This window comes from Eubacterium sp. 1001713B170207_170306_E7 (assembly GCF_015547515.1).
Classification (GTDB): Bacteria; Bacillota; Clostridia; order Eubacteriales; family Eubacteriaceae; genus Eubacterium.
Map to the genome: position 1 here is coordinate 680,945 of NZ_JADMVE010000001.1, position 16,335 is coordinate 697,279.

19 protein-coding genes are annotated in these 16,335 nt (G+C 47.7%); 18 read left to right on the top strand and 1 reads right to left on the bottom strand.

Annotated elements, in window-relative coordinates:
- Positions 1–12: 12 nt before the first annotated feature.
- From I2B62_RS03370 to I2B62_RS03450, 17 genes are all read left to right on the top strand, one after another.
- Positions 13–651: a hypothetical protein gene (locus I2B62_RS03370; protein WP_195267557.1), complete on the top strand. Its 639-nt coding sequence runs from the start codon at positions 13–15 to the stop codon at positions 649–651.
- Positions 652–661: 10 nt separating this feature from the next.
- On the top strand, positions 662–1,186 hold the full coding sequence (locus I2B62_RS03375) for a hypothetical protein (protein WP_195267558.1): 525 nt from the start codon (positions 662–664) through the stop codon (positions 1,184–1,186).
- Positions 1,179–2,036: an MBL fold metallo-hydrolase gene (locus I2B62_RS03380; RefSeq protein WP_195267559.1), complete on the top strand. Its 858-nt coding sequence runs from the start codon at positions 1,179–1,181 to the stop codon at positions 2,034–2,036. Before I2B62_RS03375 ends, I2B62_RS03380 begins: the two co-directional genes overlap by 8 nt.
- A gap of 10 nt (positions 2,037–2,046) precedes the next feature.
- A complete protein-coding gene (locus I2B62_RS03385; protein WP_195267560.1) occupies positions 2,047–2,289 on the top strand; it encodes a helix-turn-helix domain-containing protein in 243 nt (80 codons plus the stop codon).
- Between the two features lie 74 nt (positions 2,290–2,363).
- A complete protein-coding gene (locus I2B62_RS03390; protein WP_195267561.1) occupies positions 2,364–3,563 on the top strand; it encodes a tyrosine-type recombinase/integrase in 1,200 nt (399 codons plus the stop codon).
- Positions 3,564–3,828: 265 nt separating this feature from the next.
- Positions 3,829–5,391, top strand: coding sequence for a hydroxylamine reductase (gene hcp / locus I2B62_RS03395; protein ID WP_347707787.1), 1,563 nt, complete (start codon positions 3,829–3,831; stop codon positions 5,389–5,391).
- Between the two features lie 128 nt (positions 5,392–5,519).
- On the top strand, positions 5,520–6,269 hold the full coding sequence (locus tag I2B62_RS03400) for a GntR family transcriptional regulator (protein ID WP_195267562.1): 750 nt from the start codon (positions 5,520–5,522) through the stop codon (positions 6,267–6,269).
- A gap of 110 nt (positions 6,270–6,379) precedes the next feature.
- A complete protein-coding gene (gene deoC / locus I2B62_RS03405) occupies positions 6,380–7,060 on the top strand; it encodes a deoxyribose-phosphate aldolase (protein ID WP_195267563.1) in 681 nt (226 codons plus the stop codon).
- A gap of 25 nt (positions 7,061–7,085) precedes the next feature.
- Positions 7,086–8,612, top strand: coding sequence for a xylulokinase (gene xylB / locus I2B62_RS03410; RefSeq protein WP_195267564.1), 1,527 nt, complete (start codon positions 7,086–7,088; stop codon positions 8,610–8,612).
- Positions 8,613–8,745: 133 nt separating this feature from the next.
- Entirely contained in the window at positions 8,746–9,219 is a 474-nt protein-coding gene (locus I2B62_RS03415) for a YbaK/EbsC family protein (RefSeq protein ID WP_195267565.1), read from the top strand.
- A gap of 5 nt (positions 9,220–9,224) precedes the next feature.
- The gene (locus I2B62_RS03420) at positions 9,225–9,956 is read left to right on the top strand and encodes a class I SAM-dependent methyltransferase (RefSeq protein WP_195267566.1); all 732 of its coding nucleotides are present in this window, start codon (positions 9,225–9,227) and stop codon (positions 9,954–9,956) included.
- Positions 9,957–10,011: 55 nt separating this feature from the next.
- Entirely contained in the window at positions 10,012–10,431 is a 420-nt protein-coding gene (locus tag I2B62_RS03425; protein ID WP_195267567.1) for a DUF5684 domain-containing protein, read from the top strand.
- Between the two features lie 143 nt (positions 10,432–10,574).
- On the top strand, positions 10,575–11,411 hold the full coding sequence (locus I2B62_RS03430) for an Mrp/NBP35 family ATP-binding protein (RefSeq protein ID WP_195267568.1): 837 nt from the start codon (positions 10,575–10,577) through the stop codon (positions 11,409–11,411).
- A 68-nt stretch (positions 11,412–11,479) separates the two neighbouring features.
- Positions 11,480–12,202: an AzlC family ABC transporter permease gene (locus I2B62_RS03435; protein ID WP_195267569.1), complete on the top strand. Its 723-nt coding sequence runs from the start codon at positions 11,480–11,482 to the stop codon at positions 12,200–12,202.
- Positions 12,199–12,528: a branched-chain amino acid transporter permease gene (locus I2B62_RS03440; RefSeq protein ID WP_195267570.1), complete on the top strand. Its 330-nt coding sequence runs from the start codon at positions 12,199–12,201 to the stop codon at positions 12,526–12,528. Before I2B62_RS03435 ends, I2B62_RS03440 begins: the two co-directional genes overlap by 4 nt.
- 29 nt (positions 12,529–12,557) lie before the next feature.
- Positions 12,558–13,262: an ABC transporter ATP-binding protein gene (locus I2B62_RS03445; RefSeq protein WP_195267571.1), complete on the top strand. Its 705-nt coding sequence runs from the start codon at positions 12,558–12,560 to the stop codon at positions 13,260–13,262.
- Between the two features lie 40 nt (positions 13,263–13,302).
- On the top strand, positions 13,303–14,490 hold the full coding sequence (locus I2B62_RS03450) for a winged helix DNA-binding domain-containing protein (protein ID WP_195267572.1): 1,188 nt from the start codon (positions 13,303–13,305) through the stop codon (positions 14,488–14,490).
- A gap of 44 nt (positions 14,491–14,534) precedes the next feature.
- Here the strand turns inward: I2B62_RS03450 and I2B62_RS03455 are convergent, their stop codons facing one another.
- Positions 14,535–15,269 (bottom strand): FadR/GntR family transcriptional regulator, encoded by a 735-nt coding sequence (locus I2B62_RS03455; RefSeq protein WP_195267573.1) that lies wholly within the window; start codon positions 15,267–15,269, stop codon positions 14,535–14,537.
- Between the two features lie 265 nt (positions 15,270–15,534).
- Here I2B62_RS03455 and lctB point away from each other — a divergent pair, with 265 nt between their 5' ends.
- A complete protein-coding gene (gene lctB, locus I2B62_RS03460) occupies positions 15,535–16,326 on the top strand; it encodes a lactate dehydrogenase subunit LctB (protein WP_195267574.1) in 792 nt (263 codons plus the stop codon).
- The last annotated feature ends 9 nt before the right edge of the window (positions 16,327–16,335 follow it).

The window sequence follows — 16,335 nt, forward strand, 5'->3', positions numbered from 1 at the left end:
TAGGAGATAATAATGGATATAGTTGTTGAAAATAGTAAAAAACTTATGAGAAATTTGTATTTGCTACTAAAGAATAATGAGAACTTAAACCTTGAAGAGTCAGCAGATCAGGAAGAAGAACAAAAGATCCGGCAAAAAAAATACTCACTTTACAAAGAGATGAATAACAATGTCAAAAATTTTTTGGTAAATTTAGTGAACTTCGAGGATAAAGTCGTTGAGGAAGAACAGGAGGAAAAAAAGGAGAAAATGGAAAATAATCAGAGTTTTTCAGTCAAACAGATGATGTTGTTAGAGAAAGTGGATGAAAATCTGGAAAAAAATATTGATGCCTGTAAAGTTTTACATCAGGATATAAAAGATTTGAATGAGTCGCTTCCTGAGTTTGAGGTTGAAAAATCCATTCAAGCAATCAATGATACATTTAGTGTGATTAAAGAAAATATGAAAGAAAACAAAATGGATTTTAAAGAGGTACTATCGGATATCAAAAACCAAAACAAAGAAATGGAAGCTGTGTCGAACCGAATTAAAGAAGAAGCTGCTGAAACGATCCGCAAAGAGGGCTGGAAGCAAATTTTAGTTTATGGTGGCTCAGTAATAGCGTTAGTAGACTTGATTTTACTTTTAGCGGTACTGTTTTTGCGATGAGGGGGTAAAAATGATCCTATATATTTGTGGAAATAAGAAAAATGCTCATGATATGGACTTCCTCAGTGACTTTGATAAGGTTGATTGCAAAATTGCATCTGAGTTTTCGGTACGAGGCTTTTTAGATGAAGCAAACACATATGTGAACCTTGAATACTTGATTTTGGATATAATGGTCGTTCATGACACCCAGGAGGAGTTAATCAACAGCTTAATCAATCTGCACACTTTTTGCGGTACCATACCAGTTGTCTATCTGCCAAGCTCCAATGATAAAGATCTGTCTGGCACTTTGGCAGAGATAAAAGAGCGTGGCATTGATGTTTTTAATAAGCGAGACTACAAAGAACAGCTTACTAAGATTATAAATACACACTATATGAAAGTGACACATTCGGTTCAAGAGAGCGTGGATCTGAAGCTCATGAACACGGCATTGAATAAAAAAAATAAGGAAGGCTTTTTAACACCAAAAGACCAGATCATTATTGATAAGCTTAGAAGAACGATATTATACGAGGCCCAAAATGAATGATAAAAAAGCAATAATTGTGTATAGCATCATTGGCTTAATCGTCATATTTTCCACACTTGTAACGAGTGCTTTGCTAAAAAATGAGGACTCTGATCATTTTGAAGACACGAGTAAGGAAGCAATTACGACTGAAGTTCAGGGAAATGTGACCTTTACTTTTATTAATAGCGGCGAAGGCATGGCGTCCGTTATCGAAACTTCAAACGGAGGAATCGCGGTTATCGACACTGGGACTGGTGAGAATCCTTTTTTGCAGGATTACATACAGGGAAGAAAAATAGATATTCTTTTACTAACCAGTCTGGATACGAACCATGTAGGCGGTTTGACATCCTTGCTAGACACTTGCCCAGTCGAAAAATGCTTTTTTCCCGTCAGCTGTGGTCTTGCCGCATATGATGATGTTTCAGCTTTAATTTCAGCTCATGAGATTTCGATCACAAATGATGAGCAATATGAAATGGATGATGTGGTCATAAAACCCATCGATATAACAGAAGATAATATAGCGTATATGGTTGTTCATGGCACCGACCGCTTAATTTACCAGGGGGACCAAATGCCCGAAAATGCAGCGAAAATGCTTTTATCTGATGACTTAAAGTATTCAAGTATTACAGGGATAGTTGCAGCTAAAAGTGGTGAAAATGCCTATTTCTGCAGCGATTTAATGCGGAAACATCCGAAGTTTCTCGTTGCCAATATCACAGAGAATAACGAAGGAAATAGCCAATTGACCAAATATTGTAAAGAAAATAATGTCGATCTATATTCCTTTGTTGCAAATACAATGATGCCTTTGCATTTTTCCTCAACTGGTAATGGTTTGAAATTGGTTGGTTATGAGTAAGGTAAAAGTTATGAATCAAAATAATAATAGACAAACTTGTGAGGATACGAAAGTCCAAAGTAAAATGTTTAAAGATCTGGATGATGTTGTAGATGTTAAAGATATACAAAAAATGCTTCATAATGTAAGCAGACAATATGTATGTAAATTAATAAGAACGGGCAGGATTCCAGGTAAAAAAATTGGCAAGGGATACTTGGTGCCAAAAATATATGTTATAAAATATATCTTAGAAAATGAAGAAAATGCATAGACAAATAGACCATATTCATATAAAATTTTAGATATTAACAAGTATCTGTTTGTCCATGAGTTGGAGGTAATTTCATGGTAGCAGGACATTTAGAAGAAAAAAACGGATTGTATTATTGTGTTATTAGTTATTATGAGCGACCAGGTAAAAGGATCAGAAAGTGGATACCAACTGGTTTAAGAGTAAAGGGGAATAAGAAAAAGGCAGAAAAGAAGCTACTGGAAGTAAGAAGTAAATACATTATTCCGAATGCGGCGAATGATCTTAATACAGAGATGCTTTTTGGTGACTATTTAAAAAAGTGGCTGGAATACAGAAAATCGGCAATAGCGGTGACAACTTATCACTCGTATAAAACTAGGATCGAAAGAAAAATTGCTCCTTATTTTGATGAGCGAAAGCTGAAGCTGGGTTCCTTAAAAGCTGCACATGTGCAGGAGTTTTATATTTATTTAGAAAATGAAAAATTGAAGCCTTGTACAATAAAGTGTTATCATGAATTGATGAATACCGCACTAAATTACGCAGTTCGTTCTGAGTTGATTTTGGCTAACCCGCTTCGTCTGGTATATAGACCTGTTGTTAGAAAAGCAATTGAACCACACAGCTGTTATAACGAGCTTGAACTTGAAAAATTATTCAAAGTAAGTGAAGGTACATTACTGGAGATACCGATATTATTAGGTGCATTTTATGGCCTGAGAAGATCAGAAATTATAGGGTTAAAATGGAGTGCGGTTGACTTTGAGAATAACTTAATTAATATTAACCATACGATTGTTCCGGTATATAGTGAGTCAAGTTATATCTATGTCAAGGAAAACAGGACAAAAACGATTAGCAGCAGAAGGACACTTCCTTTGATTGATCCGGTAAAGGGTAAGCTGATCAAGCTAAAAGCAATCCAGTTGAATAACCGCCTGGTGTGTGGTAATGCTTATGAAGATACGGAAGGATATATATGCGTAAATGAAGTAGGAAGATTGTATACTCCAAACTGGCTTACGACATCTTTTGGAAAACTTTTAAAGAAGCATGGATTACGGCGTATAAGGTTTCATGATCTCAGACATAGCTGTGCAAGTATTCTTCTAAGAAAAGGTGTCCAGATGAAATATATACAGGAATGGCTTGGACACAGTAATATCGCAACAACAGCAGATATCTATTCGCATTTAGAAGTATACGATATGATTCCACTGGCATCAACGATTGAAAAAGCGATGCAGGTTCCGGACAATCCAGAAAGCAGTAACCTGTTGTCATTTGTTTGATAAAAACGGAAAAAGATGTTAGAATAAATTAAATAAAAAATTGGGCAGAAATTTTGGGCAGAAAAGACTTGATATTGCATAAAGCGTTCAGCCTAAGTTAGTAAATTTTAAAATATAAAAAAGAAAAGTTGAAAACAAAATATCGAAAAAACCCTTAAGAAATCTCGTTTTTCACATGACTGTGATATATGCAACATACTTTTTCGGTGAAGGTGGGTATACTTGATAACAAGTGAAAGAAATAAGTTATCAAGGAGGCATACAAATGTCAATGTTTTGTTTTCAGTGTGAACAGACTGCTTTAGGAAAGGGCTGCACCAAGCACCAGGGTGTGTGTGGCAAGAAGGACCACACCGCACAGCTGCAGGATGAGCTGACAGGCGCGATGATCGGTCTGGCGCGTGTGATGGAAAAGGAAGAAGTGCCCAACGATGAAGTCAGCAGGCTGGTGATGAAGGGATTATTTACCACGGTGACCAATGTCAATTTTAATGACCCTTCCACTAAAGAACAGGTGACCGCGCTGCATAACCTGCAAAAGGCCATCGGCGGCGAAGTACGTGATTTTGACATGCGGGAGCTCTGGAACGCCAATGAAGATATCCGCTCCTTAAAATCGCTGATCCTGTTTGGCCTGCGCGGCATGGCAGCCTATGCCTACCATGCCGATGTGCTGGGCTGCCACAATGAGGATGTCAACGCCTTTTTCCTGACCGCGCTGCGCGCCATTGGCGGCGAAGAGGATATGGATACCCTGCTGGCGCTGGTCATGGATACCGGCAATGTCAACCTGCAGTGTATGGCCATGCTGGACAAAGCTAACACTGAAACCTACGGAATGCCTGAGCCGACCGAGGTTTCCATGACCATTGAGAAGGGGCCATTTATCATCATCACAGGGCATGACCTGCATGACCTTTATCTTCTTCTGGAACAGACAAAGGACAAAGGGATCAACATTTATACTCACGGCGAGATGCTGCCCACCCATGCCTATCCGAAGCTGAAGGCTTATCCGCACCTCAAGGGAAACTTTGGTACCGCGTGGCAGAACCAGCAAAAGGAATTCGACGGTGTGCCGGCACCCATACTCTACACCACCAACTGTCTGATGCCTGTCAAAGATTCCTACAGCGACCGTGTTTTCACCACCGAGGTGGTCTCATACCCTGAAATGGTACACATCGGACCAGACAAGGACTTTACCCCTGTTATCGAAAAAGCACTGGAGCTGGGCGGCTATCCGGAGGATCATAAGATGACCGGTATCAACGGCGGCTCGGTATTGACCACGGGTTTTGCGAGGGGAACGGTGCTGTCTGTGGCCGACAAGGTGGTAGAAGCTGTAAAGGGCGGCGATATTTCTCATTTCTTCCTAGTTGGCGGCTGTGACGGTGCGAAGCCGGGACGTAACTATTATACAGAGTTTGTTAAACAGACTCCGGAGGATTCCATTATCCTGACGCTGGCCTGCGGCAAATACCGGTTTAACGATTTAGACCTTGGAACGATTGATGGACTGCCAAGAATCATGGATGTTGGACAGTGCAACGACGCTTACTCTGCCATCCAGATCGCGCTGGCTTTGGCGGATGCCTTTGACTGTACGGTCAATGAGCTTCCGCTCACGCTTGTGCTGTCCTGGTACGAGCAGAAGGCAGTCTGTATTCTTCTGACGCTGCTGTCCCTCGGCATTAAAAATATCTATCTTGGACCAACACTTCCTGCCTTTGTTTCGCCCAATGTTTTAAATGTGCTGGTCCAACGTTTTGGCCTGACACCCATCTCCACGCCGGAAGAAGACCTGAAGAAGATTCTTGAAAAATAAGCGGCACAGCCAAAGCCCGGATCATCATCCGGGCTTTCTTTTATGGACAGACAATGTCATGACATATGGACATTTTGTAAAAAATGCGCTATACTAGGTGGTAATGACATAAGAAAGGCGATTAGATTATGGGATTATTTGATCATCAACTCGATAAAAATATACCGGTGCCGCTTTATTACCAGCTCAAAACACTACTGGAAGCGTACATCGAAAAGGAACATACCAATTACGAAGAACCCATTCCAACAGAAATGGAGATCAGCGAGGCCTTTGGCATCAGCCGGCCAACGGTGCGCCAGGCCATCAATTCACTGGTGGTGGAGGGAAGACTCTACCGCAAAAAGAGCAAGGGCACCTTTGTGACCCGGCCGAAAATCCATCAGAATTTTCTGGAATCGATCCAGAGCTTTAACGAGGAAATGCAGGAGAAAGGCCTGACGCCTAAAACCGAAGTGCTTGGTCTGGAGGTGGTGGCCTGTGACGAAGAGGTGGGGCGCGCCCTGCAGCTGGAGGTGGGAACAGAGGTTGTACGGCTTGAACGTCTGCGCTACGCCAATGACGAGCCCATCGTCCATGTGGTCAGCCATCTGCCGTGCCGCCTGTGCAGTGAAATGCTGGAAAAGGATTTTACCCGGGTGTCCATGTATCATGTGATGGAAACCGAGCTGAACATGACCATCGACTATGCCACCAGGCGGCTTGAGGCCATTCTGGCGGACAGTGCGACCGCTAAAATCCTGGGGATCAGCAAGGGCTCCGCAATCCAGTATATTCAGACCATCGCCTACCTGACCGATGAGACGGCAGTGGAATACTCCAAAGCGCATTACCGCGGTGACCGGAGTCATTTTACCTTCAGATTAAAACGGAATTAAGCTTAAAAAAGACCAGCATCCGCTGGTTTTTTCTTTTTTGCGCTTGACACTTGTACAATATGATGTTATTATGTAAATACATAAGAACAATAAATGAAGCGAGGATTTACATGAAAACACTAACTGTTAAAGAACTGGCAGGCTATTTTGATCACACACTTTTAAAGGCCTTTGTTACCGATGAGGATTTTAAAAAGCTGTGTGACGATGCCGATAAATATGGCTTTAAGATGGTGGCCATCAACTCGGCCCCGGTTGCGTTGTGCAAAAAGTACCTGAAGGATTCTCCCGTGCATGTGGGGGCGGCCATCAGCTTTCCCCTCGGGCAGACAACCATTGAAGCCAAGGTTTTTGAGACTGAAAACGCCATTGAAAACGGCGCGGATGAAATTGATTATGTCATCAACATTGTCGAACTGAAAAATAAGAATTATGATTATATCAAGCGTGAAATGGAAGCCATTGTCGCCGTCTGCCGCAAACACGGTGTGCTGTCAAAGGTGATCTTTGAAAACTGCTACCTGACAAAGGACGAGATTGTAAAGGTTGCTGAGATCGCAAGGGAAGTGAAGCCGGACTTTATCAAAACCTCGACAGGCTTTGGTACTGGCGGAGCCACCGTGGAGGATGTAAAGCTTATGAAGTCCGTTGTGGGCGATGACGTGAAAGTCAAGGCGGCCGGCGGTATCCGCGATCTTGAAACCTGCCTGGCCATGATCGAAGCCGGTGCGGAACGGATTGGCAGCAGCAGCAGCATTGAAATTACAGAAGCTTACGCAAAAACATTATAAAAATCATTTTTGAGGAGAGGTTAAAATGAAAAAATATTTACTGGCACACGATTTGGGAACATCCGGAAACAAGGCGACGCTGTACAGCACAGAAGGGGAACTGGTCAAAAGCTGTGTTCAAAGTTATGATATGCTTGTCAGCAACAACAACTGGGTTGAGCAGCGGCCAGAGGATTTCTGGAACGCGGTCTGTGTCTCCACCAAAGAGCTGGTGCAGGACATCGACGTGAACGACATTGCCGCCATATCCTTCAGCGGCCAGATGATGGGGTGCATCTGTGTGGATAAAGAGGGTAAGGCCCTCAGAAACGCATTGATCTGGGCGGACATGCGCGCCACAAAGGAAGAGGAAATGATCCGTGAACGCATCAGCGAGGAAGATTTTTATCACCTCACAGGCCATAAGATCAGCCCGTCCTACGGCGGCCAGAAGCTGATGTGGGTTAAAAACAATGAGCCGGAAATCTATGAAAATACCTATAAAATGCTCAACTGCAAGGATTATATTATCCTGAAACTTACCGGGGAGTTTGTCACCGAGTATACGGACGCTTCCTCCACCAACTTGCTGGACTTAAATAAGCTGGAATGGTCCGACCGCCTTTTGGAAGTCATGGGGATCGACCGCGAAAAAATGCCGGCATTGTTAAAATCCACCGATATTGCCGGAACCGTGACGGCTGAAGCCGCCCAGGCCTGCGGACTGGCCGCCGGGATTCCTGTTGTCTGCGGCGGCGGCGACGGCGTCTGCGCGGCTGTCGGCACCGGCTGTACCAGAGAGGGCATTGCCCACAGCTGTATGGGAACCTCCTCATGGATTTCCATCACCACCGAAAAGCCAATCTATGACGAGGAAATGCGCACCTTTACCTGGGCGCACATTGTGCCAGGCTATGTGCTGCCAACCGGAACCATGCAGTGCGGCGGCGGCTCCTATAGCTGGTTTACAAAGGAGCTGTGCAAGTACGAAAGCCTGCTGGGCGAACAGCAGGGCGTCAGCAAGTATGACCTTCTGGATCAGGAAATCGGCGATTCTAAGCCAGGGGCCAACGGTCTGCTGTTCTTGCCATACCTGATCGGTGAGCGAAGCCCGCGCTGGAATCCAAAGGCGAAGGGCGCCTTCATCGGCATTAAAATGGAAACTGAAAAGAAGGATATGGTGCGCGCGGTACAGGAAGGGGTAGCCTTTAACCTGGGCGTGGTCATGGATGTCTTTAAGGGCAAGGGTGTCAAAATTGACGACATGATCGTCATTGGCGGCGGCGCTCAGAGCGACGCCTGGCTCCAGATTTTAGCCGATGTTTACAATATCAATATCCAGAAGCCAAACTATCTGGAGGAAGCCACCTCCATGGGTGCGGCCATCACTGCCGGTGTGGGCGTCGGCGTTTTTGAGAACTTTGACGTCATTGACAAATTCCTGAAAATTGAGGAAACCAAAACGCCGAACACCGACAATCAGCCAGTGTACAGCGCCATGAAGCCGATCTTTGACGAAGCTTACTTTGCCCTGACCGGGGTCTTTGACAAGCTCTCTGAGTTTACAAAATAAATAAAAGCAGCCCAAAGACAGCGCGGACAATAAATCCGTGCTGTTTTTTTATGCGCAATGCCATGATACCGCTTGCATTTGCGGTAAATTCGCGGTAAACTGGTAAGGTATTATAAGGATTGGAGTAAAGAAAATGGCAGTAGATAAGGTAAAGGCATATTTTAAACAGTACGGCATGGAGGATCAGGTAAAAGAGCTGACCGATTCAACCGCGACGGTAGAGCTGGCCGCGCAGGCGGTAGGTGTGATCCCGGCCCGCATCGCAAAAACACTGTCCTTTAAGCGATATGACGAGTGTGTTCTCGTGGTGGCAGCAGGGGACACCAGGATTGACAATAAAAAATTCAAGGAAGAATTTGGCATCAAGGCCAAAATGCTGTCGCCGGATGAGGTTCTGGAATTTACAGGCCATGCGGTCGGCGGCGTGTGCCCCTTTGGCATTAAAAACCCGGATGTGGAGGTTTATCTGGACGACTCGCTCAAGCGTTTTGACACGGTATTTCCAGCGGCTGGCAGCAGTAATTCCATGATTGAGCTTTCCTGTGACGACCTGTTCCAGTACTCTGGCGCCATGAGCTGGGTAGATGTCTGTAAGTATAAGGAGTAAACGCGGTGAAGGAAAACAAATACGACGACGACGTGTTCTTTAAAAAATACAGTGAAATGAGCCGTTCACAGCAGGGGCTGTCGGGAGCCGGGGAGTGGTCTGAGTTGCAAAAGCTTTTGCCGGATTTTGATAACAAGCGTGTGCTAGACTTGGGCTGCGGCTATGGCTGGCACTGTCTGTACGCGGCAGAGCATGGCGCGGCCAGCGTGCTGGGGGTGGATATTTCCGAAAAAATGCTGGAGGCCGCGCGGGAAAAGAACAGCCATGAAAGAATCAGCTACCGGCAGAGCGCCATGGAGGATCTGGATTTTGCGGACAGTGCCTTTGATGTGGTGATCAGCTCGCTGGCGTTTCATTATATCCGGGATTTTTCGACGCTGGCGGCAAGGATCAGCCAGTGGACTGCGCCGGGCGGCGAGTTTGTTTTTTCGGTTGAGCATCCGGTGTTTACCGCCTACGGCACGCAGGACTGGTATTACGACGACGCGGGTGAGATTCTGCATTTTCCCGTAGACCATTATTATTACGAAGGCAAAAGAAAAGCTGTTTTCCTGGGCGAAGCGGTGATTAAGTATCATAGAACCCTCACCACCTATCTCGACACACTACTTAAAAATGGCTTTGAGCTGCAGCGCATTGTCGAACCCCAGCCTCCGGCAGAAATGCTTGATTTACCTGGAATGAAGGATGAAATGCGGCGGCCCATGATGCTGCTGGTATCCGCCAAAAAGAAGTAAAATGCTGTAAGAGCACTGGAAACAAACGATTTAGAAAACGGAGGGAGCGATGGCAATGATGACGATAATGCCACTTTTAATGCTGTTCTGGTATATTTTGATTTTGGCAGCGGGATGGAAGATGTTCGAGAAGGCCGGCGAACCGGGCTGGAAGTCCTTTATTCCTTTCTATAATGAGTACACCGTGTACAAATTTTCGTGGAATACAATGCTTTTCTGGGTTAATCTTATTTGTGTGGTGCTGAGCAGATGGCTCGGCGGCAGCGATATGGGCATTCTTACCTTAATTGCCGGCGTCATGAGCCTTGTGTCAGTAGTCTTATACATTGGCATCAGCTGTAAGCTGGCGCAGTCCTTCGGGCAGGGCGTGGGCTTTACCATTGGCCTGCTGCTGCTGCGGCCGGTTTTTATTCTGATTCTTGGCTTTGGCAGTGCGGATTACATCGGCCCAGAGGGGAACCGGTATTTGCATTGATTTGGGCAAATGCCCAAAAAGTAGTTAACAAAAGCAAAAAGATATGTTATAATAAGGCTCAAATGAGTTTAACCATTGCCGTCAGGAAGCTCTTTCTGGCGGCGATGTCATTTTATAAGATTTTGTTTGAAGGAGTGAATGAAATGGTTGATGAAGAAAACTGCACCCATGACTGCAGCACCTGCGGCTCAGACTGTGACGAGCGTGAGGGCGGCGCACCGGACTTTTCAGTCAAGGCGCACCCCTGGAGTCAGGTTAAAAAAGTAATTGGCGTGGTCAGTGGCAAGGGCGGCGTTGGTAAATCCCTCGTAACCTCCACACTGGCGGTACTGCTCAGACGCAAGGGCTTATCCACCGGCATTCTGGATGCCGATATCACAGGCCCGTCCATCCCAAAGGCGTTTGGGATTACCCAGAAGGCCCAGGGAAGCGATAAAGGCATTTATCCGGTTAAGACAAAGACCGGCATTGATTTAATGTCCATGAACCTGCTTTTGGAAAACGACACCGATCCGGTTGTCTGGAGAGGCCCGGTCATCGCCGGCGCGGTAAAGCAGTTCTGGAGCGATGTTATCTGGGAATATGAGGACTATCTGTTTGTGGATATGCCGCCGGGAACCGGTGACGTGCCGCTGACAGTGTTCCAGTCACTGCCCATCAACGGGATTATCATTGTGACCTCTCCCCAGGAGCTGGTATCCATGATTGTTGAAAAGGCTGTAAACATGGCAAACATGATGAACATCCCGATTCTAGGCGTTGTCGAAAACATGAGCTATGTGGAATGCCCGGACTGTGGTAAAAAGATTGCTGTTTTTGGCGAAAGCCATATTGACGAAGTCGCAGCGGAAAAGGGCCTGAAGGTTCTGGCCAAGCTGCCGATCGACCCGGAAACCGCCGCACTGGTGGACGCCGGTAAGATCGAGGACTTTAAGGGAGACTGGCTGGACGGCGCGGCAGACGCTGTGGCAGCGCTATAAAAAACACTGAACAACGGGGCCTGTTGGTCTCGTTGTTTTTCTCTATTCCATTGAAATGCGGAGGGCATATGAAGAAAACACTGGAAAGCGCCTTTGTCACCACACTGCCGGTTTTGTTTGGCTACCTGTTTACCGGCATTGCCTTTGGCCTGCTTTTAAGCAAAGCCGGCTACGGTGTGCTCTGGGCAGCGCTCATCAGCACGGTGGTGTACGCGGGCTCCATGCAGTTTGTGCTGGTAACCTTTTTTGACGGCGGGCTGAGCCTGCTCACCATTGCTATGATGACCTTTGCCATCAATATCCGCCATTCCTTTTATGGGCTGTCTTTTATCCAGAAGTTTAAGGAGATGGGGAAAAAGCGCCTGTACATGATCTTTTCACTGACTGATGAAACCTATTCGCTGCTCTGCTCAGCAAAAACGCCGGCGGGGGTGGATGAAAACCGGTATTACATGGCCATCGCTGTGATGGACCAGATTTACTGGATCATCGGCAGTGTGCTGGGCTCGGTGGCCGGCGCACTCATCACCTTTGACACCACCGGCATCGACTTTGCCATGACAGCCCTGTTCATTGTTATTTTTGTGGAGCAGTGGCTGGAGGCTAAAAACCATCTTCCGGCCCTGGTGGGTCTGGCGGCCGGGGTTATCTGCCTTTTGATCTTCGGCCCCGGCAATTTTATCCTGCCCTCGCTTATAAGCGCAGTGATCGTGCTCATGCTGCTTAAGGCGCGGTTAGACGCAGCCGGGGAAGCCGGCCAGGCGGAAGAAGAACAGGAGGGCGTACAATGATCGGGACCTCACAGGCTTTTTTGATCGTGGCCGTGGTGGCAGTCTGCACCTTTATCACCAGAGTACTGCCCTTTGCGCTGTTTGGGCGTAAGGACCCGCCGGAGTGGGTGCTGTACCTTGGCAGGATTCTGCCCCCGGCGGTCATTGCGATTCTGGTGGTATATTGCTACCGCAATGTCGCCCTGACGGCCTGGCCCTTTGGCCTGCCGGAATTTATTGCCATGGCGGCTGTGGTGGCCCTGCATGTCTGGAAGCGGAATAATCTTATTAGCATCGGTGTGGGAACTGTATTGTATATGGTTTTAATTCAGGTTGTTTTTGTATAATAGGGTAAACAGCGATAAGGGGTAGAAAAATGAGAAAATTTGTCGAATTTAACGATGTCTATAAACGTTATAAAATGGGCGAGGTGACCATCAACGCTGCCAACGGCATTTCCTTTGGCATCGAGGAGGGTGAGTTTGCCATAGTGGTCGGCCCCAGCGGCGCCGGAAAAACCACCGTGCTCAACATACTGGGCGGCATGTCCGGGTGTGACGAAGGACAGGTGTTTGTGGGCGATAAGGAGGTCTCTGCGCTCAACGCCCGGGAGCTGGCAACCTACAGGCGTTATGATACCGGCTTTGTCTTTCAGTTTTATAACCTGATCCAGAACCTGACCGCCGTGGAAAACGTGGAGCTGGCAACTCAAATCTGTAAGGACCCCATGGACGCGCGGGAGACACTGGCGAGCGTGGGGCTTGAGGACCGCATGGACAATTTTCCATCCCAGCTTTCCGGCGGGGAACAGCAGCGTGTGGCCATCGCGAGAGCGCTGGCCAAGCGGCCAAAGCTGCTGCTCTGTGACGAGCCCACCGGCGCGCTGGACTACAGCACGGGTAAAAATATTTTGAAGCTTTTACAGGATACCTGCCGGAGGGAAAAAATGACCGTTGCCCTCATCACGCATAACCAGGCCATCACCCCCATGGCGGACCGGGTCATTAAGATGAAAAACGGCAAGGTTGAGGACATGTACCTGAACGCCGAGCCCATGCCAGTCGAATTGATCGAGTGGTAGGGGAGATACGTCGTTTCGACGTATCCCATCGGAGAGGCTTATGAATATAGAAACAGAACAAATCCGGAACCACCGGCTGAGGGCGCACCATCTGGATAAAAAACAGCCCATGACAGGCCTGACTGCCGCGGCCGGCGCCTGCGGCCTGCAGAACTCGCCGCCCGGGGCCTGGGAGACCGCCTTGTTTAACCGGCTGGAGGGCTGCACATTAGAGGAAGTCCAGAAAGCCCTGTATCTGGAAAAAAGCCTGGTTCAGGCCTGGAGCTTCCGCGGCGCGCCCGTGGTCTTCCCCACAGCGCAAAGTGCTGTTTTTCTGACAGCGCTGAGGGCACAGGAGGGGGAGGAGCCGTGGATCTATACCCGCGGGATCACAGCGGCCCTTGATTTTTTGCAGCTGCCTTTTGAGGATTTATTAAAGCGGACAGAGAAAGCCGCAGGCTGTCTGGACAGCTGTGTCATCAAAAGCAAGGAAGCCCTGGACAGGACACTGGCGGAGATCATTGAGCGGGAACTGCCCGAGGAAAAGCGGGCGCTCTGGCGCGCGCCGTCCATGTACGGCAACCCTGACAGGCAGACGGCTGGGGGCGCGGCCGTCTCCTTTCTGCTGCGGCCCTGCTCCTTTGCGTCGCTGGTGGTGTTTGGCGAGCGGCAGGGCATCAGCCCAACCTTTACCTCGTTTAAAAACTGGATAGGCGGCCTGCCAGAGCATATACCGGACGCCGAAAAGACCTTGGTGCGACAATTTCTGCATTGCTATGGGCCATCCACGAAGGAGGGCCTGATGGCCTGGCTGGGCTGTTGTCCCCGGCAGGCTGAACGCCTGTGGAACACCGTGGCGGATGAAATGGAGCCCGTGGTGGCGGGGAAAAAAGCGGCCAGCATGCTGTCGGCGGACAGGGAGAGCCTGCTGCGTCCAGAAAAGAGCCGTGACCGGCTGATTCTGCTCGGCCCGCACGATCCTTATCTTGACATCAGGGACAGATGGGTTCTTTTAGAGGATAAGGGGCTCCAGAAGCAGGTATGGAAAACCGTCGGCAATCCGGGCGTTGTGCTGAAGGGCGGCCGGATTGCCGGTATATGGAGAACAAAAACAAAGAAGGATAAGCTGGAGCTCTCAATACGTTTGTTTGAGCGCTTTCAGCCAGGAGAAAAGAAAGCAGTCGAGGAACTGGCCGGAGAATACGCAGATTTCAGAGGGCTTGGTCTGAACAGCTTTTGCATAGAATAAACCGGACAGAAAAAAGAGGTGCGTCGAAACGACGTACCTCTTTTTTAGTCTTCCTCTGTATTCTTAATGTCGATGGCCTTTTGCACCTCAGTCACAAAATCCTCGATGAAGCTCATATGAGTGAGCATGGCCCGGGCTGCGGCCTCGGGATCATGCTTGCGGATACTGGCGACGATGTCGCGGTGCTGCTTATTGATGGCTGAGGCACTGGTTTCCTCCATGAGGATCAGGGTGCGCATGTCCTTGATCAGCTCCTCAATCAGGGTGGAGGCCGAGTTTAAGACATCCTTGATGAGCTTGTTGCGGGAGTACAGCGCGATGGAGTCGTGGAGCTTTTTATCCAGCTCGGCGCTCTTGGCTTCATTGTGCTCACTCTCGATGGCGGCGCAGATTTCCTCAAGACGCAGAATGTCCTCCTTGGTGGCGTGAAGGGCCGCCAGTTTGGCCGCCTCGGTTTCAAGGGAGCGCCGGAGCTCATGGATTTCGGTGACCTTGCCGTCGTTCAGCCAGAACATAATGGATAGGGGCTGGGTGAGGGTGTTGTCAAAATCCTCGGTGATAAAATTGCCCTCGCCCTGTCGGCAGTGTACCAGGCCGATCATCTCCAGGGCACGGATGGCCTCGCGCACCGTCGCGCGGGAAACGCCCAGCTGCTCGGACAACTGGCGTTCGGAGGGGAGGCGGTCGCCGCTTTTTAACTGCTTGGTGACAATATTATCTTTAATCTGCTCTAAAATCTGCAAATATATTTTTTTCTGGGGTATTTCAGTATACATCATTCATTCTCCTAGGTTTATCGCTTTATTTTATCATAGGAAGGTTTGTTTTACAAATGTTTAAAAAAATAAAAAGGGCTGAAAACGGCTAAATCATGCGGATTTTTATAATTTTATTTCGTAAAAACAAAAGATTGTTAAAAAATAAACATGAAAACGAGTAAAAAAAGGCTTGACATTCCTTTACAAAGATTCTATAATGAAATCAACTTAAGTGGTCAGACCACTTACCATTGAAAGTTTAAAAAGGAGTAATTAAGGAGTCATTATGAAAACTTTAGTATGTATCAAACAGGTGCCGGGGACTTCCAATGTCGAAGTTGATCCGGAAACAGGTGTATTAATCCGCGATGGTATTGAATCCAAAATGAATCCCTATGATTTGTACGCTTTGGAAACAGCGCTGCGTCTGCGTGAAGACCTTGGGGGGACAATCACCACATTGTCCATGGGACCCATGCAGACCAAGGAAGTGATTTATGAATCCTTCTACATGGGCGCCGATGACGGCTGCCTTTTGTCTGACCGTAAATTCGGCGGCGCCGATGTGGTAGCCACCAGCTATACACTGGCCCAGGGAGCCAAGAAGCTGGGCGATTTTGACCTGATCATCTGCGGCAAGCAGACGACCGACGGCGACACCGCGCAGGTCGGCCCGGAAATGGCTGAATTTTTGAGCATTCCGCATGTTACCAACGTTGGTAAAATATTACAGGCCGATGAAAAGGGCCTGACAGTGCAGATGAACATGGAGGACACGGTTGAAATCCAGCATGTGCCTTATCCCTGTCTGATCACTGTTGACAAAGACATCTATACACCGAGACTGCCCTCCTACAAGCGCAAGCTTGACCTTGAAAAAACACAGGAAATCAAGGTTCTGACCCTTAAAGATATGTACGACACCGATGAAAAGAACTATGGCTTAAACGGCTCCGCCACCCAGGTGGAACGGATTTTCCCACCGGAAAGCAATGTGGAGAAAACCACCTATGAGGGTGCTGGAAAAGAAGTGGCCCAGGCGCTGTACGGCATTTTGGCTGAAAAGAAATACGTGTAAAGGGGAGAG